The sequence below is a fragment of the Algoriphagus persicinus genome, from assembly GCF_035156415.1.
Lineage (GTDB): Bacteria > Bacteroidota > Bacteroidia > Cytophagales > Cyclobacteriaceae > Algoriphagus > Algoriphagus persicinus.
Genome location: NZ_JAYEEY010000010.1, coordinates 21,182 through 43,135, shown reverse-complemented (window position 1 = coordinate 43,135; position 21,954 = coordinate 21,182). Strand labels below are relative to the sequence as shown.

Below are 21,954 nucleotides of genomic sequence, written 5' to 3'. Positions count from 1 at the left end.
CTATTTGAAATTATAAGGTGTGATTAGACATGCATTGCCATGCCTCGTGTAGGATTCGGATTTATCGTGTCTGATTCGACCAATCCATCACGCAATCTAACAACTCTATGGGCGTAATGAGCAATTTCGTCTTCGTGTGTCACCATGATGATTGTATTGCCTTTAGAATGCAATTCATGGAAAAGTTCCATGATACCGTAGGATGTTTTGGAATCCAAGTTACCGGTGGGCTCATCAGCTAGAATGATACTCGGTGTGTTTACCAAAGCCCTTGCAATAGCTACACGCTGACGCTGACCTCCCGAAAGCTCATTGGGGCGGTGCCTAGTTCTATCTCCAAGTCCCACATTATCAAGTGACTGAAAGGCAATTTCTTCCCGATCAGATTTGCTCATTCCAGCATATACCAGGGGAAGGGCTACGTTTTCTAAGCAGCTTGCTCTGGGCAGCAGATTGAATGTTTGAAATACGAATCCGATTTCCTTATTTCTAATTTCTGCCAATTCATTTTCGGTCATGTCCGAGACATCTTTGTTATTCAAGACATAGGTTCCTGAAGTAGGTGTATCCAAACAGCCGATGATATTCATCAACGTTGATTTTCCCGAACCGGAAGGCCCCATGAAAGCCACATATTCTCCTTTGTCAACAGAAATGGAGACTGATTTGAGCGCTTGAATTATTTCAGAGCCCATTCTGTATGTTTTGTTGATTTCGTGGGTTTCTATAATTTTCGTCATGGCTGGGGGTTTGTTAAAGTTACTATTTTGGGGGTGAAAAATAAATTTCTACTTACACAAAAAACGTTAATAGGAATCAATAGTTCTCGTTTTGGATTTGTACAAGGTCTTCTGGACTTATCCATTGTTTTAAAAGTTCTAAGGATTCATTCGCGTAGGTATCGAGTCCACTCTCTCTCGCAGCCTTTATTTTCTTGATCCATAGGATTGGGTCTTGATTGAATTCGGTAGCAGAATTCAAGATTTCATATTGATCCAATGGATCTGTTTTTGTCACTAATTCACTTATAATCAAAGGACTAAGATATGGATTGGCACTTGGATCCTGACTGGCATGGATCCAGGAAATAAATGAATTTACCGAGCTCTTATTCTTCAAATCCGGATTGTTCACAAAGGCTTTAAGTTCAGCTTGTAAACCTATTTTGGTAGATATAAACTTTTCTAATTCGATTAAATTTTGTTTTTCCAAGCCATGAGACTTGTAAGCAATCAAGCGAATTGCTATGTCCGTTTTTAATTCACTTTCAGGAAGTGCACGCCATTGAGACAGTAGATTTTGAGGGATGGATTGGTGAAATCTGCTGATGATTTTGAAGTATTCTGGAATGGCACTATCTGTATCAGACAGATAAGCAGGAAGTTGAATTTGATATTTTTCACGAATTTCTACTGCTTTTTCAGGCATTCCCGCAAGCCCGAAAATGCTCCAGTGATGGGTGGTGAATCCTTGAAACCCTTTTTCCTCTGCGGCGATAAATTCATTGGCAGCTTTTCGGAAATCCAGATTTTGAGCTAAAATACTTCCGGAAAGTTGCAAATAGTAGGCGGCATCAGTTGGGTTTCTAAATGCTAAACCATTTAGGTTTTTCACTGCCTCAGTTACTCTGCCGGCCGCCAGACTTCTAATCACTGCAGTTTCCTGAAGATCCATTAGATAGTCTGTCATTTCAGGTTTCTGCCCCAAGCTATCTAGCAATTCCAAGTCTGTACTCGGGTCATTTCTATTGATCTCCGACATTAAATTCCTCCATCCAGCATTAATATGCATGGGAGAGGTCTCTGCCTGCAATTTATCTTTTATGGATTGTACGAGTTCTTCAGATGGAATATTGGCTAAAGCATTTGATGCCGCCAGCTCATTGAGTTGTGAAATCAAATCTGACGAATGAGTTGGATTGACCTCTGGCTGACCAAGCTTGGTTTTTAAAGCACTGAGATTTGAATTCAAAATTGGATCAGCACTTTCAGACTTAGACATCAAATCTAACGCTTCAGTTGACTTGTTGACTTTGGTATAGAGCAAACTCAGATTATTGAGCAAGTGTGGTTCGCTTGGAAAAACAGAAAGTCCCTTTTCTAGGTAATAGATAGCTTCAAAAACTTTGTTTTCATCGTGAAGTCTCTCGCTCAGGAGCAAGATATTATCTACTTGAGGTGCTTCGGTAAAGCTCTCCTCCAAATTTTGTTTAGCAAGAGTTGGTTGCTTAAGATTTAGCAGTAATTGAGCTGTGGCAAACTTGGCTTTTGGGTTTTTGCGATAACGCATCCAGGCATTTTCGTATAAAATGCTCGCCTCAAGTTTCTTGTCTATCTGATAGTAATAATCCGCAAGAATATTACTGGTCATGGCATTGGCCTGAACGCCCACTATTCCACCGGTATAGGTAGTGATAACTAGAATTACGATTAATCCACCTATTCTAATATGGTAATATACAAGTGAATATGGTTTGTAAAGAATTTTTTCAACTGCTTTTCCAGAGTTCATGACAGACATGAAATTTGCCAATAAGTAGATAAAGAAAAATAAAGAAAAACCAAGTTGGGAATAAACAAGCAGATGTTTGAAAAGCTCTTCTGCAGGTTGATTGCCTGATAATTTTAATTTCCAGACGAGCCATAACGCAAGTCCAAACCCAATTAAATGAAGTGCTTTGATGATGCCAGGAGTAGATATTAACTGGTCGCTTTGGGTTACTTTTTCTCCAATGGAAATCCAACCAAACAAGCCAAGTGGCAAAAGGAGAAGTAAAGGTGAGAAGGCGGGAAAAGAGAAATTTAATTCTCCCTGTAAGTCCAGAAGAAGAAAGAAAAGCGTGCCTAAGTACAGTAATGCTATGATACTTATTTGGACAGTTATGTTCAGGTTTAGATAGCGATTGGCTCTAGCGAGCAAAATGTAGATCCCGGAAAGTATTCCGTGTCCATTCCAAAAGATCCATGCCAGTGCAAGACCAAAGCCAATTGTTAGGCTGTGCTCTGCGATGTAGATTGCGGGACTGGTTATTGGACTTAGTGTGAAAAGGATGACTAGTGAAGAGCATGTGCTGCTAAAAATTGCCAGCCATTTGATAGCCAAATGAACGTGCTGACCCCAGAGGTGAAAATAGATCAAAGGGACTAGTGTCCCTGCTAGAAGTAGGATCAGGGGATAATTGGCACTTTGGCCTCCAATATTGAGACCGTTGAAATTGCTAAAAGTGAGCAATACAATCCAAAGAATAGCGCCAACTAGGAAGTATGCCTTTTTGAATTCAGAAAGTAAAGTGAGCACTGATACTGCTGCGAGCCAGACAAGTCCGGCATAAAAATAAGATTCACTTAGATGAATCTCGGGAGCCAGCGCTTTAAACTCCTGGAAAACCAGGTAATTATCGACCTTGATCGGAAATGAAATGGGGCCGATCTGTACCCAGTCAAATGGGATTGCTATTGTATCCAGAAATGAGCCTGCCTGAATATTGATGTAGGGCTGTGGGTCAAAAATCAAGTAATACAGCGCAAAAAGCCCACCTGAACCAATAAATAGGAGGGTGATTATTTTAAATACTTGGGAGATTTTCAAGGTGTTTTTCAAAGATGCTATTCCATTACTTTGGGTACACGGAAGTAGTCAGAGTCTCTCTTGGGTGCATTTTTTAGCCCAGATTCATGCGCCAACTGATGCCCTACTTTATCCTCTCTCATATCATTCACTTCTGATGACATGGTGGTTAGTGGGGCTACATCTTCAGTGTCCACTTCGTTCAATTGCTCCACCCAGTCGAGGATTTGGCTCATGTCTTTCGACATTTTTTCAGCACTGCTTTCGTCAAATTCCAATCTTGCCAAATGGGCGATTTTCTTGATTGAATTGGTATCTATTTTCATTTGTTTATAATTTGTTTTTTATAGGTCATAACCTGTCCCGTGACCAAGGAAACGGGATTGAATCTCGCAGGTTATAATCATCCGGCTGTGTGGCGCTTGAGTCATGCTCGATTTTATGTGTTTGAATTATCTAGGTTGAGTTGAGACTGAATTACTTGGAAGCATTGTTCTTTCAAAGCTCTTTCAGAATCATACCTCTCAGGAATTAACGGCTCGTGGAGCATCATCTTAGCAGCTCTCCAGTGAATTAGTAGTTTCCCGTCGTCGGGTAAAATTAGGTGATTATAGGATAAAGTGACAGGAATAATTGGGATTTGTTTCTCCTTGGCCAGCCGAAAAGCTCCATTTTTAAAAGGAATCATTTCAGGAGGATTATTGGTGAAGATTCCTCCTTCGGGGAAAATGATCACACTACTACCAGCATGAAGTGCTTCATCAGTGCGTTTCATCGTCTCAGCACGACTTCTTAGTCTGTCTCGATCTACAGCGATATGAAGATTCTTGAAATAATAGCCGAAAAGTGGGGCTTTGCGAACGGAGGCTTTCCCTACAAATACTACATCACCTGGAATAAATCCCATCATGGCTATGTCTAGGTAACTGAAGTGATTTGCCAGATAAATGTAAGTTTGGTCTTTTTCTATCTTTTCACTTTTCTCAATCTTCACAGGAAGGAAAATGCACAGGAAATATCCTCGTGCCCAGTATCGATTGATCTTTCTGCCATATTTTTTCCAACAAGGAATCCAGATACAAAGCAGAATAAATGGGAAAATAATCAGGAAACTAAGTGCAAAGATTAGTATGGCGTAAATCGAATACAGTCTTGCAAGCAGGTTACTCATGGTTGATCATGTGATTAGCTGCATTAACAAAGTAACTCATCATAGTTTCGCGAACAGTTGGGTCTAGGTCAAGATGGTCAAGTGCGAGGAGCATTGCATTCATCCAATGATCACGCATGGCAGCATCAATTTTCCATTTGGCGTGCCTCATTCTCAGACGTGGATGACCTCGTCGCTCGGAGTAAGTCTCAGGTCCTCCAAATACTTGAAGTAAAAATAAGAAAAGACGTTCTTCTGCAGGATCCAGATCTTCGGGATAGAGCTTTTTCAAGACTTCATTTTTCAAGACTTCTTGATAGAAATACTTGGTAAGTATGCGGATTTGTTCTTCGCCGATCAGGTCGTATATCGTCTGAGAGGTATTCATGGCGCAAACTTACCAAATTCTATCAAGCCTCATGTTTTTTTACTTTCAGGGAAGTGCCTTCGGTGGAAATGACAATGATTTTTTCGCCTTGATCAATAAAATCCCCTCTGGAATATGCATCGTAAATATCTCCATCTATTTCAATTTTCCCACTTGGTCTCAATCTAGAGTGAACTACACCTGTCTTTCCTTTAAGTGTGTCTGCATAGGATGAGGAGGTATAGCCTTCACTTCGTTGCTGCGTCGAGGCAAGTGTGATGGTTTTGAAAGCTCCCCATTCATTGACTTTGGGAGTAAGCCAGAAGACTAGCCCCACCGAAGCGATGGCAGCTAAAATAACTGTGAGCAAGGCTGCAAATAGATCTGTGGCTGGAACAAAATCAAAGTTGAAATTTTGATTGGGAATCATCCCAAGTACTAATCCTGCCAAAATCCCGATGATTCCGAGTACGCCAAATATTCCGAAACCAGGTATTACAAACAATTCTACTGCTAATAAAACAACTCCAATAATGAAGACCAAAATCTCCCAATTCTCAGCTAGTCCATTCAAATAATAGGGAATAAAGTAAAGAATCACTGCTACTGCAGAGGCTAGAATAGGGAAGCCCACACCAGGAGTTTGCAACTCAAAGTATAAGCCTCCGATTATAATCAAGATCAAAAATCCACTTACCGCAGGATTTAAAAAGAAGGCGATTATCTGTTCTGCGATGCCAGTTTCGTATTCAATTATTTGAGCATCAGCAAGGTTTTGTGCAGCTAGAATTGCTTGAATCGAATCGTACTGACCTTCACAAAAGCCATTCTTTTCCGCTTCAGTCACAGAAAATGTGATCACTGAGCCTGCTTCCGATATTCCTTCAATCTCGATTTTCTCATCTACCATCGCTTCTGCGATTTTAGGATCACGTCCTTTTGCTTCGGCGGTACTTCTCATCATCGAGCGCATGTAGGATTGGTATTTGTCAGGTGCCGCAGCTCCATCTGCACCATTGACCACTGTAGCTGCACCTATACTTGCTCCGGGAGCCATATAAATACTGTCTGTAGCAATGGAAATCAGCGCTCCAGCCGATGCTGCATCTTTGTTAATGAATACATATATAGGAATCGTAGAATTGAGAATCATAGTCCTGATTTCATCTGCATCATTTACTGCTCCACCATACGTGTCCATGTCAATAACAATCAGATCCACATCATCTAGTTCGGCTTGCTCCAGCGCCAGCTTCACCCGACGAGTCATAGCAGGATCTATATCCGTATCGATTTTGAAGGTGAAAACTTTCTTGTCACTTCCAGTAGTGCTTTGGCTCAGAACAAGTTGGGAAGAAAGGACAAGGAAGATGAGTAATGAACTGAAATAGATTTTCATTTTGGATCTGCAGGTTCGAAGGATAAAAGATACGAAATACGCGTAAAAACTGACTATTTTCTTTAGATAGCTGTGATTTGTGGAAGTATTTTTAACGCTTAAATTCCGATTCTCTGACTATTCCTTGATCTTTGTCCATAATACATCATCTTGATCAGTCCATTTCTTTTCTAGCATAATTCTTGCGCCACGTGACTTTGGAAATTATTCTTGTATTTCTAATTCGTTTATTCCCAACTCAGCACATCCCTATGAATAATAGATCACAGTTTTTCTGGTCCTTTCTTCTTATTTTATTGCTTTCCTCTTCATTATCAATGGCTTCCGAGCTTTCTTCTATCGATTCGGTGGGAGTGGAGCGCATAGGAGAGCAGTCCTATATCCTACATGAGGTTGATCCAAAGGAGACACTATTTGGTATTTCCCGTCGATATAAGGCAGCCGTCGGTGATATTGTCAATGCAAACCCTGTCTTAAAAGAAGGATTGAAAATTGGCCAGACAATCAAAGTTCCATTTGTATCTATGGCTGAGCTTCCTGCTGGATCTGTATTGCATAATGTGGTACCGGGGGAAACACTTTTCTCCATTTCCAAAAAATATGGCGTCACTGTGGAAAGCGTAATGAAAGACAATGGCTTGAAAGGCAATGACCTGAGTGTTGGTCAGTCCTTGATTATAGAGCCTGCTGTGCCGGTCGCTGTGGCCAAAGATCCTTCACCAGCTGTTGTAGCCGTGGCTACAAGTACCGTATCTAGTAAATCAGAAACCAAGGCAAATGAAAAAGCAGCGAAGAATGCTGAAGAAGCTCCAAAAGTAAAGGAGAAAATAGAGTCATCTCCCAGACCTGAAGCGATCAGACCTGCCAATCCTGAGGCAGTTGAACCAATGAGCAAGCCAATGGTTCCTGGAGAATGGAGATCTCATACTGTTCAGAGTGGTGAGACACTATTTTCTATTGCTGGTCAATATTCTACTCGTGTAGAAGATATAATTACCTGGAATGCATTGACTTCAAACAATTTGCAGCAAGGCCAGGTGTTGAAAGTAGGTCGTGGTGCCATGCAAGAATCTACTGTCCCTGTAATAGGAACGCCCAGAGTCGTGTCCAGTGTGGATGAAATGATGGTGGAGCCCGCAGATTCCAATACTTCCGGTGGTTTTAAAAATATTAAGGAAACTGGTCAGGCTGAGCTTATCGAAGGCACTGGCGGTCATAAAAAATACCTGGTGCTTCACAGAACTGCTCCAGTGGGCACGATCATGCGGGTGAAAAATGAGGAAAATGACGTGACGATTTTTGCTAGAGTAGTAGGGACACTTCCTGAAACAGGAGACAATGCCAAATTGGTGATCAAGCTTTCTCAGGCAGCATTTGACCAGCTGAAAGCTGTGAATGGTAGGTTCCCCGTTGAAGTGATGTATTAGCCACAGCAAATCAAACCTATTGGAAGACCGTCAAAAATGGCGGTCTTCTTTCGTTTTGAACCTATAGTTTGCTCCTTAAGTTTTTAAAGGGAATTTTGGTTTCCACTGAGCCACTGCTACTTTTGCAATCGAGCTATGAATAAAGTCCAACTCATATTTCACCACATTTTCCGATTTATTTGGAATCTGATCTTTATTATTTCCTATCCGATACTGGCGAGTTTTGGCTTGCTATTTATCGGTGTGACGTATGTGTTTTCCTTGCTTTCCAGATTTCTGAATAGACTTCGTCCTGAAGGGAAGAAAGTAGTGCTGAAAGAATCTGAGTGGGAAGACTTGCCAAATTCGGGGGATTTGTTGGAGGCCAAATTGATCAAGCATATCGTGTTTGGACCCTCTGGATTTAAGTTTAGAAGGAAAGACGGAGTTCCTTCAGTTCTTTCAGATTATGTTTTTGGGAGAAAAGTCCGCGTACTCGAAGAGGGCTTTATTCTGGAAAAATGGAATAGCACAGAATCTAAGGATTTACCGGATTTTGATATTTGCTTGTATGATCCAGACCAGGATTCACTCCGCTCACTTACGAACATCAAGTGTTTTGATTGGCATGTTTCAGAAAAAATAGAGAATGAACTTTGCTTCAAATGGTTTGATGGTACTCAGGGAGGCGAAGTTAAAGTTGCTCTTTGATGCATAATCTCAAGGATTTTTTAGACGAGAAAGTCGAGCAATACAACCAGCCTAGTTTTATCGCACTTGATCCGATTTCCATTCCACATCGATTTTCCAAGAAAGAGGATATTGAAATCTCAGGATTTTTCGCCGCTATTTTGGCTTGGGGACAGCGCAAAACAATCATTAATAAATGTGTGGAATTATTCCAGATGATGGACAATGCTCCTCATGACTTTTTGCTGAATCACAAAGAAGATGATTTAAAACCGTTTTTGAACTTCAAGCATAGAACCTTCAATGACATCGATACCTTATATTTTATCCACTTTTTGAGTTGGTTTTTTAAAAAGCATGAGTCTCTGGAGGAAGCTTTTCTACTCGGGCAAACAGGCGAGAAAGATTCAATGGAATCTATTTTAATGAAGTTTCAGGAATTCTTCTTTTCCATTCCTGATTCTCCGCCACGTACTCGAAAGCACATCGCTACACCAAGCCGCAAATCAGCTTGCAAGCGTATCAATATGTACCTCAGGTGGATGGTAAGGGATGATGATAAGGGAGTTGATTTTGGACTATGGAAGAAAATATCACCGTCTCAGTTGATCTGCCCTTGTGACCTTCACGTGGATAGGGTGGGGAGGAAACTGGGTATAATCAGCAGAAAGCAAACCGACTGGAGGACAGCGATGGAATTGACCCAGAAACTCCGAGAGTTTGACTCTGCTGACCCTGTCAAATACGACTTTGCCCTTTTTGGACTGGGAGTAGAGGAGAAGTTTTGACGGATTGGTCGAGTTACTATCTAACCGAATTAGTGAAACTTTTTAAGTTCAGGCGCATCAGCCACAGTAGAAAATTCTCGAGCGATTCTCTCAGCATAATTATCTAATAGTTGCATCACTCGATCCTGATTTTTGGACTTTACGATCAAGCCAGCATGGTATTCAAGTGGAACTCGAAAGTAAACTTCCGGATCATCAAAACTACTCAAATCAGGATGCTCGTATTTAGAAAGTGTCAGCAAGATCCCAGCGTAGTTTTTGGCAACCTGTGGGAGTTTATAGGTATAGTTTTTCGCTAGCGAATCTTCAATTTTGGCCCATTCTGCCCAGAGATTGATGTCTGTGGCAGCCTCTACCATTTCTGCCAAATGTGCTCCACCTACTCGGGAGGAAGTTTCCAAGAAGTAAATTTCTCCATTTTCTTGGCACTTGATGAATTCTGTATGTGTAGCTCCTGACTTCATTCCAAATGCCTTCATAATCGCAGTATTTGCTTTTTTGATCGCCTTTTCATCGTCAGATCCATACTTCAAATTTGCCGAACGAAAGATCCCCCCACCTTGGGAAATTTCCATAGGGGTAGATAAGTATCTCGATACTGAGCAGAAAAGATTCTTCCCATCCAGCATCAATCCATCGGCATGATAGACATCTCCTGGCTTGAATTGCTCCACCAAATAATACAGTCGATTATCTCCCAGTTCATGAATATTCTCCCAAAGAGATTCTTTGTCATGAACTTTGATGATTCCATGTGCAGAGGCTTCAGATCGAGGTTTTAGCACCCAGGGAGCTGGGATATGGTCAGCAAACTGATTGATATCGTCGTCGTTGAATAGCGGTGCAAATGCCGGGACTTTTATGTCTGAGTCATGCGCTTTTATACGCATGGCGAGCTTATCGCGGAAAAATCGTCCCGTAGTTTGGCCCATCCCTGGAATTCTAAGATTCTCACGTAGATAGGTGGCTTTTTCTACATCATAATCATCTAGGGCAACGATACTTTCTATTTTGTGATTCTTCATCAATCCTCCGATGCCTTTTATCAATAGATCAAGATCCCAATCCAAATCCTGGCCAGGCATATAAAAAATTTCATCAATGTACTCAAATGCCCAAGGCTTGTCTTTTAGCTTTTCAGAAGTGACTAGAAACACCCGATTGCCTTGCTTTTTCAGCTGAGTCAAAAAAGCATTTCCCTTGAAAAAGTTAGAAATACAAAGAAAAGTCTTGCCCTGATCGTCCATAATTACACTTGATTTTCGATGAATTTAAGTAATAATTGGACTCCAAAAGCAGTCCCTGACTTGGTTTTCGAAAATTCACTATCTCCGAATGCCACTCCCGCTATATCCAGATGTGCCCAAGCAGGATGCTCATGAATAAAAGCTTCAAGAAATTTGGCAGCGGTAATAGCTCCTGCTATTGGCTTGCCATGATAATTTTTGATATCTGCAATTTCAGAATCCATTTCAGAGCGATAGGATTCCCACATCGGAAGTGGCCATACTTTCTCTCCGGATTGCATTCCAGCTTTGCTCAGGGCATCGGAAATAGCGTCAGAATTGGAGAAAAGAGCACCACATTCATATCCGAAAGTGCCCACACTGCTCCCTGTCAAAGTTGCCAGATCGATGAGTTGATCTACCTGATAATTTTTCACTAGATAAGACAACCCATCAGCCAAGATCAGCCGACCTTCAGCATCGGTATCGATCACTTCTATGCTCAACCCGGCATGTGAACCAATGACCTCCGATGGAAGGTATGCATCCTTATCTACTGAATTTTCTACAGCAGGAACGATTGCGGTGAGATTAATCGGAAGTTTTAGCGAAGCGATAAGTTGGGTGGCAGCTAGTACTGCCGCAGCTCCACCCATGTCGGATTTCATATACACCATGCCCTGAGTTTTGATGTTCAGACCTCCGGTATCGAATGTGACTCCTTTTCCTACCAAACCTAAGTGGAATTTGGCATCTGGGCTTCTATACTCCATGATGATGAACTTTGGTGCCTTTGCACTGCCACGGGCTACAGCCAAAAAGGCATCCAATCCTTCTGATTTAGCTTTTTCTTCGCCAAAAACCCTAACCGAAAAGCCATGTTTGGCTCCCTTCTCCGCTGCCCAGTTTGCGAGGTATTCTGGGGTCACTACGTTTGGGGGAAGATCAACTAATTTGAATCCTTCAATTTTCGCTGACGCAATCTTAGCAGCACGATCAAGTGTTGGTTGCAGCTCAATGATTGAGGAAATCACACTGACTTCTAAGTTTTCAAAGTCCTGTTGTCCTTCTTTCTTTTGTTTGAAAAAACCAATATTGTATGCTCCAAGCTGAAAGCCAATCAAGGCACTTTCAATTAATTCTGCAGGGAAATTATCGGGGAAATCAATTGTAACAGTAGTTTCTACCAGCTCTTTATTTTTGGAAAGTACCCTTCGGAATGACTTTTCCATACTGCAAACGTCCGTGTTTTCTCCCAATCCAATAAGTAAAATCAGTTTTCCATTGATGTCCAACTGGTAGGAACTGTCTTTTTTTCCTTTGAAAAGGGAGGCGTTGACCGAAAATCCGTTGAGTTTTTCTATTAGAATTTCTTCTGAATTTTCACCCAACAAAGGAATGATCCGAAGTCCTGAATTCTCACTCATTTCGGTAGGGATATGGAATTGCATAGTGTGTCGCTTTTGCTGATTTAGTCTTCTTTAGTACTGAAAAATAGCCATTCTATGGCTTTGGGGAACTCATCGCTCCAATACGTCTCATTGTGCTGCCCCTCTTCATTAATGCTCAGATGTACTTTCATTTTTCCCTTCAAGTTCTCTCTTTTGAGTAAGCGCTTACGGAATTTAGTGACATGTTTTACCATCGTTTCACTTTCATCGCCACCGGCATACAGATAAAGTCTGGTATCCTGAGGTTCAAAAATATCAAGAAATCCCAGTTTGATTTTTGGGATCACCCAAAGAGAGGGTGAAAAGACCATCAGCTTTCCAAAAACTTCAGGATAAATCAGGCCAGAGAAAATGCTTACTAATCCCCCCATCGAGCTTCCGCCTATTCCCGTAAATTCACGTTCAGGTTTGGTTCTGTACGTTTTATCGACAAAAGGTTTTAATGTATCTGTGATAAATCGAATGTATTTCTTGCCGCTTCCTATACCAAGAATTGTTTTTCCAACATTATATTCTTGAAGGCGTTCTGATTCCCCATGTTCTACAGCAACGATAATGATTTTGCCAATTCCATAGTCCGACATTACGGCTAGTTTCTTGTCTATTTGCCAGTTTCCGAATTCAGCGTTTTCGTTGAATAGATTTTGAGCGTCATGTAGGTATAGTACAGGGTATTCTTCCTCGCTAGTGCTATAATCATGCGGTAATAGCGCCCACACTCTTCTAGTTTTATTGAGTTGCGGAATTTCAAATTCCTCAGAAATCAAATGTATTTCAGGTAATTGACTTGGCCGGTAGGGTAGCCAGTTTTTACGCCATTTGGCTACTTTTTCTACTTTGGTCTCATTGCCGTCATACCAATGCCTGTTTGGAGTTCTGTTTCCAAATCGATCAATTTCTACCTCGGACCAGTCACCTTTGGTGAACTTGTAGATTAGCTCCTTTTCAAACTTATCACCAGTGGGAAAAGTAAATTCATACTTTCCCTTTGCGACTTTTTTCATAAGAAAACGGCGATCTTGAGTCATCCAGTTATTGAAATTGCCCGCAATATAGACCGGTCTTTGATCGTCATCCGGGGTGTTCAGAATTAAGGTTTTTGTATTACCTACTTCCGTGATAGATGTATTTTCTTGTGATTCAGAATTCATTCAGTGGGGTGATTTTGGGCCGAACCCAGCTTGCAAAAATAACTTTTGCTGACATACCAATGAAATAAACTTAAAATCTTAAATTTTTTCATCTGGGCGAAAGCGGATTTCGTCAGGGTAGGGGAAGGCGTGTATCAGTTCCCCCGCAGTGATTCTTTGCTGTACTTCCTGCCAATACAATGGATCAAAAAGGTCTTTGTGATAGTCTAGGAAATGATCTTTAATGTCCTTTCTGCCAATCATCCACCGTTTAAAATCTTCTGGGAAGACATCATTTTTTGCGATGGAATACCAGGGCTCAGCAGCGTAAATTTGTTCATAAGTTTCTGCCTTTGGCTTTTCTCCGAAATTCATATCTGTCAAAAATTCGATCTCATCGTAATCATAAAAAATTACGCGCTTTTGCCGTGTGAGTCCAAAGTTTTTGGTCATCATATCACCTGGGAAAATATTTGCCTGAGCCAATTGCAGGATAGCTCTGCCATAGTCTTCTGATGCACGCATTCCCTCCTCCGTACTGCAATGCTCCAAGAATAGATTTAAAGGTTCCATTCTTCTCTCGGTGTATAAGTGGTTGATAATTAAATAAGAATCAGTGACCTTCAAAAGTGAATTAGTTGTCTTCCGCAGCTCTGTCATCAACTCGCCACTGATTCGCCCAATAGGGATTTTGAAGTATTCAAATTCATGGGTGTCTGCCATTCGGCCCACACGATCATGGAGGGATACCAATTTGTATTTACCCTTCACTTCTTGCCGGGTCATGGTTTTTGGTGGTTCAAAATGATCTTTAATCAACTTGAAAACTATATTTAAAGACGGCAAAGTGAACACAGTCATTACCATGCCCTTTATTCCGGCAGCCACTACGAATTGGTCATCGCTGGCATCCATGTGATGTAGATAATCCCGATAGAATAAGGTTTTGCCATGTTTATTGAACCCGATGGCATTATAGAGCTCGTGAAGTTTCTTGTGTGGAATGACAGAGTTGAGAAAGCCTACTACTTGTGAGGGTATTTCAGCTTCGACCATAAAGTATGACCGTGTAAAGCTGAACATGCTACTCATAAGATTAGGATCAAAGATCAAGGTATCTACAAATACTCCTTTTTCTCCATGCAGCACAGGAATGATAAAAGGCATCCATTTATGCCCTAAAAATGTCCTTCCTATGAGATAGGCAGCCTTGTTCCTATAGAAAACTGATTTTAGAATCTGTGTTTTAGAATCTGTGCCAACACGGTATCTTGTTAAAATCACTTTTCTGACTTCCGCTATCAGAAATTTGATGTCTTGCTCTTTGTCCATAAAAGGCACTCCGAAATCGTAATCATCGAGGATTTGCCGGATGTTTTTTTCCAATCCTAAGAAAGAAGGGTATGTTCTCAGGAGTTCAACTGACTCTCTTACGGTACAGGAATCAAATTCCTCCATGACAAACATCAACTCCTCATCAATGGTCATTTTCGGAAAACTTTTTCTGATTACTGAATTGAAAAATGTTTCAGCTAATTCCTTATCAGGTCTATCAGCAATCAGACCTTGATACTCATATTTTATTTTCATCCAGCTGGAGGAATCAGCTGCTTGGTCAGCCAGTAATTCTGTGCATTCTGCAGCCAGAGGAAAGAGCAAATCCTTGTAAAGGCGAAGTCGCTGTTTGTTATTAAGATGGGTGGCTTGCCAGGCTCTTTCGCTGAAATATTTTGGAGCCAATCGAGTATAAGTATTGAAGAGCTTCATGTAAGTAATGAAGCCATTATGGATTTTAGTGGCGACTTGCTGTGCTAGTATTGTAATCATAGAGAGTAAACTATTCGGACATTGAGCAAAAACAAAAAAATATATAAAATATTTAAAAGTTTAGCTAAGATATAATTTCATTGATTTTTAAGGGTTTATAAAAGAATATCTTTGGGGAAATATAATTTTGAAAATCTTTCGCAATCGATTGTTTGGAGGATATGAAAACATTTTCTAATTTTCGCAGGTATTTATAAAACGAATATCTACAATAGGTTTAATAGGTTTGAGAGCAGGAAAAGGTTGGGTCAATGTCCCAACCTTTTTTGTTTTTTAGTCGTCCTGACTTAGCTTAACCTTCTCAATTCAATCTTCCATGAGGAGCTCAAAATTCACGTTTTATTATTTGACTACGGTTGGCATTGCTTTAATGTCTCTTTTAGCTTGTGATCCTAAAGCTCAACAAGCTAATGAGCGTGTTGAAAACATTTCGGATAGTGAAGAAGAAATAAACCGAAATAGAGCGCTGATAGATGAGGCATTAGCTCAAAATAAAACTTGGTATAGCCATTGGAGTACCGATCTTGGGATGTTCGATGCTTCACAATTTGACTTAGTGATGACTGATTCCATAGATCCCATGGAGATGCCAGAGAAAAACCCCATCCTAAGTGGAGACCCTCTTTACCCTTATCAGTTTCCTCATCCGACTGGGAATGGAACTATAGATATATACAGTTATAAAGTAGAAGCTCAGGAAGCAGTCGAGTCTCCATTTTTGAATCCAGATTCGGAGGTAGTTTGGTATAAAGCAGATGGGATGAAAGAGCGCTTACTTTTCATGGGGCCATCGGGGATGTTTGAAGATGGTATGTGGCTGAACGAAAAAGAGTTTTTAGTATTTGGCTTTTTTCAGGAGGAGTCTGGATATAGGCCTATGGCCTGGCTGATCAATGTGGAGCATCATTTGTTGAAGCAATTTCGATTTGAACGAGTGGCTCCGACCTATGAATCTCAATCCTACATTAATAAGAAAATCAAACAGATAGATTTAGGATAATGGATTTTAGAAGCGTTTTAAGTTTGTTGGAAAATGGAATGAAACGTCCACTGCCCGGCCAAGAAGCGCAGCTTTCCATGTCACCCAACCCTGTTGATATTCGGAGGTTTAACCCAAAACTTCCAAAAGATCATCGCAAAGGATCTGTTTTGATATTGATTTATCCTCATGAAAACAAGGCGTATTTCCCTCTTATCAAAAGGCCTGTTTATCCGGGAGTTCACAGTGGACAGATTGCTTTTCCTGGAGGGAAAATGGAAGTAGAAGACGAGGATGAAATAGAGACTGCTCTTCGCGAGGCATGGGAAGAAGTCGGGATCCTTCCTGAGCAAGTCAAACTGATTGGCCGGATGAGTGATTTGTTTATCCCGACCAGCAATTTTTTGGTAAGTCCTATTTTGGGATATTCTGAGGTGGTGCCGGATTTTGTCCCAGAAGAAAAAGAAGTGGCAAGAATCATCCAGACTGCCGTGAGCACACTTTATGAGCCAGCTTTTCGCAAGCAGAAAATTTTAGAATTCAGTAATAATTTCCGCTTGGATACGCCCTATTTTGAAGTGGATCAAGAGATGGTCTGGGGAGCGACAGCGATGATTTTAAGTGAGTTTTTGCAGATTCTGGAAAACGGAAAGAATTAGAGTTCTGGTCTTTTTGGACAATTGTTGGTATTGTTGCAGTCAATTACCCAGATATAATGGAAGAAAATACTCCCCTGCTTACGAATGACGCTGTAGTTTTTGGATTGCTTATGGCCATTCTGGCTATAATTTTTGCTACTTCAGCTAGTGATAAACCTTTTTGGAAGAAGTTCTATGGAGTAGTTCCTACTGTCCTGCTTTGCTATTTCATACCAGCACTTGCAAATTCTTTTGGGCTGATTTCAGGCGAAAGTTCCTCATTGTATCAGGTAGCAAGTAGGTATTTGCTTCCGGCTTCATTGGTTCTATTTACGATCAGTATTGACATCAAGGGGATTTTGAAACTAGGGCCTAAGGCACTCACTATGTTTTTGGCGGGTACCATTGGGATCATGCTGGGCGGACCGATGGCTTTACTGACGGTTGGTACTTTGTTTCCTGATTTATTAGGAGGGAGTGGACCCGATGAAGTCTGGAGAGGTTTAGCTACTATTGCAGGTTCTTGGATCGGGGGTGGAGCTAATCAGACTGCCATGTTGGAAGTATTTGGCCCTAGTCCAGCATTGTTTAGTCAGATGATTGCGGTGGATGTGCTGGTGGCAAATCTATGGATGGCAGTATTGTTATATTGGGCAGCAAAGCCCGAAAAGATAGACAAACTGTTCAAAGCCGATAGCAGCAGAATCTATGAGCTTCGGGATAAAATTGAAGAATTCAGGAGAGGCATCATGATAATCCCGACGCTGTCGGATACCATGATTATTCTAGGAGTTGGATTTGGTGTGACTGGTTTAGCTCATTTGATAGCAGATTACTTAGCTCCCTACATAGGGGAGAATTACCCTGATCTGAGGCAATATTCTTTAGATTCAGCTTTTTTCTGGATTGTCGTCATAGCCACTACTGCGGGACTTTTATTGTCCTTCACCAGGGTAAGAAAACTAGAAGGAGCAGGAGCCTCGCGTATGGGCAGTGTATTACTTTATGTGCTCGTGGCGACAATAGGCATGCAAATGGATCTCGGGGCTGTATTGGACAATCCTCTTTTATTTGTTGTCGGTATTGTATGGATGATTTTTCATATCATCATCATGCTTATCGTCGCCTTTGTAATCAAAGCGCCATTCTTCTACGTAGCAGTAGGATCTCAGGCTAATATAGGAGGCGCCGCATCTGCCCCTATTGTCGCGGCAGCTTTCGATGCATCACTGGCGCCTGTTGGTGTGCTATTGGCTGTGCTTGGGTATGCTGCAGGTACGTATGGTGCTTATCTTTGTGGATTGATGATGCAGGCTATTTCAGTAGGATAATGAAACATACCAGGAAATTAGTTTTTATATGTAATGGTTCCGATTGTAAAAAACAAGGAGCCAAGAAGTTATACAAAGAACTGAAAGGGATGACTGATGAAGCAGCACTCAAAGGGAGTTGTAAATTCATCAAAACCAAGTGTATGGATATGTGCAAGACAGCTCCAAATGTAATCGTCGGAGACCATTTTTGTAAAAAGGCATCAGCCGAAACAATCTTAGTGCAAATAAAAAAGTCCTGAAATCCCAGGACTTATATTTTAGTTTTTCAGCACTTTCACAGCAGTGCCACTTGCTGTGACCATCAGCATTCCATCACGGATAGTTTCATAATCCAGGTCAATGCCGATTATCGCATTTGCTCCAAAAGCTCTAGCCTGCATTTCCATCTCAGACATTGCAGTTGCTTTTGCTTCTCGCAAAACCCGCTCATAAGCGGATGAACGACCACCTACAATGTCGGTGATGCTCGCGAAAAAGTCTTTAAAAACGTTGGCACCAATTATAGTTTCTCCTGAAACAATTCCTAGGTATTGCTCTACGGTGTAGCCGTCAAGTGAATTTGTGGTAGTTACTATCATCGTGATATGTTGTTAGTTTTAAAATAAATATTGCTGTCCGAATTCACGAATATATAGGGTAAAAGGTTTGCGCGAAAATTCGTATTACTTCTTTGGGCCTTTCAAGGAGCTACTTGGAATGTGACTTAGTAATGATTTGATACCTTAAAAATTTTAAGTTGCTTGACTTGAATTAGCTATTGTAAGAAGATTAATTGAACTTCATGGTTCGAAAATTAACTTTTGGATAACTTTGAATAAAGGGAATATCTTCGAGTTTACTTTGATATTTATAAGTGTGGAAAGAAATAGTTTTGATCATACTCAGCAATTAGAATACAAGGAAAAATCCTTGCAGGATGCATCAATCTTGGTGGCAGAAGATAACCTGGTAAACCAGATCCTGATCAAGAAATTCCTCAGAAAATGGCAGGTAGGCAAATTAGTAATTGCTTCGGATGGACAAGAGGCACTTGATGAGTTTGATCGAGGTGAATTTGATATCATACTCTTGGATATTCAGATGCCTGTACTTGATGGGTTTTCGGTAGCCAAAGTCATTCGTGCGAACAAGGATTCTAACAAAAGTCAGATTCCCATACTAGTTCTTTCTGCTACTTCTTATCAAGAGATTAAGGAGGAGATGGGAAAATTTGAGATTGACGATTTTATAGAAAAGCCCTTCACTCCGGAAGGTTTATATGAGAAATTAACTCAATATCTTAAGTCAAAAGATCTCCGCTGATATCGGTTTAGCATTAATTTTGCCTAGAAGCTGAGGGTTTCCCCAGCTTAGTTCAAATCGACCATTCAATGCCCCTTTTTAGTAGATACATCGTCCTGTTATTCATCTTTTTTAGTATAGCTAAATCGCATGGACAGCAATTAGTCACCAAACGCTCTTCCTTCTATGCGCTCATGGGCACTTCAGGAGGAAAACTCAATCAATTTGACAAAATACTGGATAGCAGAGGCTTGTCAGGACTAAGAAATAGGTACCATACCATAGGGTTGGGCTATCAGGCTAGAATCAACGATTTTGTACTTGGGATGGATATATTCCATAATAGAGGCGGAGTTAGTGAGTTAGATGATTTTAGGATGAGATACAGGACTTCAAGGGCCTTGTTAAATATTGGCTACTCATTCACAGAAGAATCCCGCTTTCAGCTGATACATTACATGTCATTAGGCGTTGGTTTTCTCAACTTTCAAATGCTACCCTCAGACCAACCTGATGAATTAGATGCTTTTTTGGCGAATCCAGAGCAGGGTTTTATACTTAGGAAAAAGGATATACAAAAGGGAACATTCCATTATGGTAATTTCCTAACAGAAATTGGCTTTCAGTTGAGTTATGATTTGGACCTGCCCGGTAGATCTGAGGCACTGCAGCTTATAACCAAATTGGGCTATGCCTTCAGTCCGCTGGAAGGGAAATGGAATATGAATGGAATATCCTTTGACAACGCCCAAAACGGAGCATTTGTAAGAGTAGGCGCTGGGATTTCACTTCCTGATCGAAATTTCTTCTACAAAGACGCCAGCATCAGTATTTCGTTGATTCGAGGTATTCACTTCACTACTGCCAAAGAATTCAATGCAAAGTTGAAAGCTGCCGGTCTCAATCCACTCAATGGGACTCCGTCCAACTGGGGCTTGAGGATTTTAGGGAATACGGAGCGGTTACTTTATGGTGCAGAGCTCTATAATCTTGCCATCAGCGGAAATGCAACTACTGAAAAAGAGCACGCTTTAAATAGCTTAAGAGTTTTCGGGAATATGGGATTCAATTTGATTGAATATAGAAATTTTGGATTGGGAGCATTAGCAGGTCTTGGCTTTGGCAATATTCGATATACTCTTACGAAAAATGGAAAACCTGATTTTCCAGAGCTATTTGAGCAGCGTGAATTTGACGGGTATATGAAAAACAGTGGGTTAATGCTAAAACCAGAAGTCTTTGTAGAATATGGCTTTCCAATGACAAAACGTAAACTTTTTGACCTTGTATTTACTGCGGCAGCAGGATATGAACTCCCCTTGGCAAATTACAACCTTGGGGATTTTGGTATGGCAAATTATATTGGGGGACCTTATCTGAGTTTTGGAGTAGGCGTGAGGCCATGATTTTGTCCTTTAGTCAATCTAACTCTACTTTTAGTGTGTCCTTTTAGGTAAATCTCCTGTTTTATTATCAAAATGGTATTAACTTTGGGCAGCTTATCGAGAAAGACTGAGGGAAGGGCCCAATGACGTCTTAGCAACCTGTAGCCAAGGTGCTAACTCCCATCCCGATTCATCGGGAACAGATGAGCGGACAAGTACTTGGTACTTTTCTCCGTGTTTTGCTCGACAAGCTTTTTGAATCAAAAAAAAAAGTATGCAAAACAGAACGGAATCCCTACTTCAACAACTTTCTCAGCGAATTTTGATACTCGATGGAGCCATGGGTACCATGATTCAACGATATACATTGACTGAGGAGGATTTTCGAACTCCCGAACTAGCCTCACATCCTAAATCACTCAAGGGAAACAATGACCTGTTGTCTTTGAGTAAGCCTCAGATCATCAAGGATATTCATGCAGAATACTTCAAAGCAGGAGCAGATATTATTGAAACCAACACTTTCTCTGCTACTAACATTGCTCAAGCAGATTATGAGCTCTCTCATTTGGCATATACTATTAATATAGAATCTGCGAAACTAGCGAGGGAGGTGGCTAACGAATTCACTACCAAAAATCCTAAGAAACCCCGCTTCGTCGCTGGAGCTATAGGCCCAACAAATAGGACAGCCTCGCTTTCACCTGATGTAAATGATCCAGGGTACCGTGCGGTAACTTTTGATCAGCTGGCAGAAGCTTATGCTGAGCAAGTTCGAGGCCTGCTAGATGGTGGAGTTGATATAATTTTGGTAGAAACGATTTTTGATACACTGAATGCTAAAGCAGCATTATATGCTATTCAAGATGTATATGAGGAAAGAAATATTCCATTAGACCCCAAAGAGGGTGGAATTCCAATCATGATTTCCGGGACAATCACGGATGCTTCCGGACGCACACTTTCAGGACAGACCACGGAAGCATTTTTGATTTCAATATCTCATGTACCATTGCTTTCAGTTGGATTGAATTGTGCTTTGGGAGCCAAAGAATTAAGACCCTATTTGAAAGTACTTGCAAATAAAGCCCCCTTCTTCGTAAGTGCTTATCCTAATGCAGGCTTGCCGAATGAATTTGGCCAGTACGATCAGGGAGCCAATGAAATGGCAGATCAAGTGAGAGACTTTTTGAAAGAAGGAATGCTAAACATCCTGGGAGGTTGCTGCGGAACCACTCCTGAGCATATTTCGGCCTTAGCAAATATGGCTGCCAATTTTCAGCCTAGAAAATTACAAGAAGAAGAATTAGAAGAAACGTTGGACTGAGAAGATGAT

General features: G+C 41.0%; 21 protein-coding genes and 1 riboswitch. Of the genes, 10 read left to right on the top strand and 11 right to left on the bottom strand.

Annotated elements, in window-relative coordinates:
* Window positions 1-23: 23 nt before the first annotated feature.
* From U3A58_RS09420 to U3A58_RS09395, 6 genes are all read right to left on the bottom strand, one after another.
* Window positions 24-740 (bottom strand): ABC transporter ATP-binding protein, encoded by a 717-nt coding sequence (locus tag U3A58_RS09420; RefSeq protein ID WP_323823169.1) that lies wholly within the window; start codon window positions 738-740, stop codon window positions 24-26.
* Between the two features lie 76 nt (window positions 741-816).
* Window positions 817-3,588 carry a hypothetical protein gene (locus U3A58_RS09415; protein WP_323823168.1) on the bottom strand — a complete coding sequence of 924 codons (2,772 nt, stop codon included), beginning with the start codon at window positions 3,586-3,588 and terminating at the stop codon, window positions 817-819.
* 17 nt (window positions 3,589-3,605) lie between these two features.
* Window positions 3,606-3,893: an Asp-tRNA(Asn)/Glu-tRNA(Gln) amidotransferase subunit GatC gene (gene gatC, locus U3A58_RS09410; protein ID WP_323823167.1), complete on the bottom strand. Its 288-nt coding sequence runs from the start codon at window positions 3,891-3,893 to the stop codon at window positions 3,606-3,608.
* Window positions 3,894-4,006: 113 nt separating this feature from the next.
* Window positions 4,007-4,738, bottom strand: a complete 732-nt coding sequence (locus tag U3A58_RS09405; protein ID WP_323823166.1) for a lysophospholipid acyltransferase family protein — start codon at window positions 4,736-4,738, stop codon at window positions 4,007-4,009.
* The gene (locus tag U3A58_RS09400) at window positions 4,731-5,105 is read right to left on the bottom strand and encodes a globin domain-containing protein (RefSeq protein ID WP_323823165.1); all 375 of its coding nucleotides are present in this window, start codon (window positions 5,103-5,105) and stop codon (window positions 4,731-4,733) included. Before U3A58_RS09400 ends, U3A58_RS09405 begins: the two co-directional genes overlap by 8 nt.
* 22 nt (window positions 5,106-5,127) lie before the next feature.
* On the bottom strand, window positions 5,128-6,483 hold the full coding sequence (locus U3A58_RS09395; protein ID WP_323823164.1) for an NfeD family protein: 1,356 nt from the start codon (window positions 6,481-6,483) through the stop codon (window positions 5,128-5,130).
* A gap of 251 nt (window positions 6,484-6,734) precedes the next feature.
* Between U3A58_RS09395 and U3A58_RS09390 the strand changes: the two genes are divergently transcribed.
* The 3 genes from U3A58_RS09390 to U3A58_RS09380 all read left to right on the top strand — a co-directional run bounded on the left by U3A58_RS09390 (window position 6,735) and on the right by U3A58_RS09380 (window position 9,367).
* Window positions 6,735-7,910 carry a LysM peptidoglycan-binding domain-containing protein gene (locus U3A58_RS09390; protein ID WP_323823163.1) on the top strand — a complete coding sequence of 392 codons (1,176 nt, stop codon included), beginning with the start codon at window positions 6,735-6,737 and terminating at the stop codon, window positions 7,908-7,910.
* A 135-nt stretch (window positions 7,911-8,045) separates the two neighbouring features.
* Window positions 8,046-8,600, top strand: coding sequence for a hypothetical protein (locus tag U3A58_RS09385; RefSeq protein WP_323823162.1), 555 nt, complete (start codon window positions 8,046-8,048; stop codon window positions 8,598-8,600).
* Window positions 8,600-9,367 carry a TIGR02757 family protein gene (locus U3A58_RS09380; RefSeq protein WP_323823161.1) on the top strand — a complete coding sequence of 256 codons (768 nt, stop codon included), beginning with the start codon at window positions 8,600-8,602 and terminating at the stop codon, window positions 9,365-9,367. The genes U3A58_RS09385 and U3A58_RS09380 overlap by 1 nt, the downstream gene beginning before the upstream one ends.
* Before the next feature lie 29 nt (window positions 9,368-9,396).
* Here the strand turns inward: U3A58_RS09380 and U3A58_RS09375 are convergent, their stop codons facing one another.
* From U3A58_RS09375 to aceK, 4 genes are all read right to left on the bottom strand, one after another.
* The gene (locus U3A58_RS09375; protein WP_323823160.1) at window positions 9,397-10,614 is read right to left on the bottom strand and encodes an ATP-grasp domain-containing protein; all 1,218 of its coding nucleotides are present in this window, start codon (window positions 10,612-10,614) and stop codon (window positions 9,397-9,399) included.
* A 2-nt stretch (window positions 10,615-10,616) separates the two neighbouring features.
* Window positions 10,617-12,044, bottom strand: coding sequence for a leucyl aminopeptidase family protein (locus U3A58_RS09370; RefSeq protein WP_323823159.1), 1,428 nt, complete (start codon window positions 12,042-12,044; stop codon window positions 10,617-10,619).
* Window positions 12,045-12,064: 20 nt separating this feature from the next.
* Entirely contained in the window at window positions 12,065-13,195 is a 1,131-nt protein-coding gene (locus U3A58_RS09365) for an alpha/beta hydrolase (RefSeq protein ID WP_323823158.1), read from the bottom strand.
* 78 nt (window positions 13,196-13,273) lie between these two features.
* The gene (aceK, locus tag U3A58_RS09360; protein WP_323823157.1) at window positions 13,274-15,001 is read right to left on the bottom strand and encodes a bifunctional isocitrate dehydrogenase kinase/phosphatase; all 1,728 of its coding nucleotides are present in this window, start codon (window positions 14,999-15,001) and stop codon (window positions 13,274-13,276) included.
* 316 nt (window positions 15,002-15,317) lie between these two features.
* On the opposite strand from aceK, the gene U3A58_RS09355 reads away from it, so the two are divergent.
* From U3A58_RS09355 to U3A58_RS09340, 4 genes are read left to right on the top strand one after another with little or no spacing between them, the layout of a single operon-like run.
* The gene (locus U3A58_RS09355; protein WP_323823156.1) at window positions 15,318-16,001 is read left to right on the top strand and encodes a hypothetical protein; all 684 of its coding nucleotides are present in this window, start codon (window positions 15,318-15,320) and stop codon (window positions 15,999-16,001) included.
* A 38-nt stretch (window positions 16,002-16,039) separates the two neighbouring features.
* Window positions 16,040-16,639, top strand: coding sequence for an NUDIX hydrolase (locus U3A58_RS09350; RefSeq protein ID WP_323823155.1), 600 nt, complete (start codon window positions 16,040-16,042; stop codon window positions 16,637-16,639).
* 56 nt (window positions 16,640-16,695) lie between these two features.
* A complete protein-coding gene (locus U3A58_RS09345; RefSeq protein ID WP_323823154.1) occupies window positions 16,696-17,949 on the top strand; it encodes a DUF819 family protein in 1,254 nt (417 codons plus the stop codon).
* Window positions 17,949-18,191, top strand: coding sequence for a (2Fe-2S) ferredoxin domain-containing protein (locus U3A58_RS09340; RefSeq protein WP_323823153.1), 243 nt, complete (start codon window positions 17,949-17,951; stop codon window positions 18,189-18,191). The genes U3A58_RS09345 and U3A58_RS09340 overlap by 1 nt, the downstream gene beginning before the upstream one ends.
* A gap of 18 nt (window positions 18,192-18,209) precedes the next feature.
* Here U3A58_RS09340 and U3A58_RS09335 read toward each other — a convergent pair whose 3' ends face one another.
* Window positions 18,210-18,530 (bottom strand): YbjQ family protein, encoded by a 321-nt coding sequence (locus tag U3A58_RS09335; RefSeq protein ID WP_323823152.1) that lies wholly within the window; start codon window positions 18,528-18,530, stop codon window positions 18,210-18,212.
* A 232-nt stretch (window positions 18,531-18,762) separates the two neighbouring features.
* On the opposite strand from U3A58_RS09335, the gene U3A58_RS09330 reads away from it, so the two are divergent.
* From U3A58_RS09330 to U3A58_RS09320, 3 genes are all read left to right on the top strand, one after another.
* Complete coding sequence (locus tag U3A58_RS09330) at window positions 18,763-19,254, top strand: response regulator (protein ID WP_323823151.1); 492 nt, start codon at window positions 18,763-18,765, stop codon at window positions 19,252-19,254.
* Between the two features lie 68 nt (window positions 19,255-19,322).
* A complete protein-coding gene (locus tag U3A58_RS09325; protein ID WP_323823150.1) occupies window positions 19,323-20,639 on the top strand; it encodes a hypothetical protein in 1,317 nt (438 codons plus the stop codon).
* A 90-nt stretch (window positions 20,640-20,729) separates the two neighbouring features.
* Window positions 20,730-20,828: riboswitch (SAM riboswitch) on the top strand.
* 64 nt (window positions 20,829-20,892) lie between these two features.
* On the top strand, window positions 20,893-21,945 hold the full coding sequence (locus U3A58_RS09320) for a homocysteine S-methyltransferase family protein (protein ID WP_323823149.1): 1,053 nt from the start codon (window positions 20,893-20,895) through the stop codon (window positions 21,943-21,945).
* The last annotated feature ends 9 nt before the right edge of the window (window positions 21,946-21,954 follow it).